This is a genomic window from Photobacterium sp. R1 (genome assembly GCF_054600795.1).
In genome coordinates, this window is record NZ_BAAHZP010000853.1 from 1 (window position 1) to 245 (window position 245).

The window sequence follows — 245 nt, forward strand, 5'->3', positions numbered from 1 at the left end:
TCAGCATCGCTGTTCGTTGAAGCATCTTTCTGAGCTTTCTTGGCAGCCCGTGCTTCCAGCTTGGCCTGCTCGGCTCGCTTACGACGGAAATCTTTCGGATCAGCCAGGAGCGGTCGATAAATTTCGATACGATCTCCGTCGTGTACTGTGGCATCCAGTTTCACAGGGCGACTGAACACCCAGAGTTTGTTTTTCTTCAGATCGATCTCAGGGTACATATCCATCACACCCGAGCGCTCGATGAT

Annotated in this window: 1 protein-coding gene; it reads right to left on the reverse strand. The window is 51.8% G+C overall.

Going from position 1 to position 245, the window contains the following annotated elements; genetic code table 11:
* On the reverse strand, positions 1-245 hold a 245-nt coding region (locus tag ACYP03_RS27490; RefSeq protein ID WP_459782871.1), incomplete at both ends, for an RnfH family protein.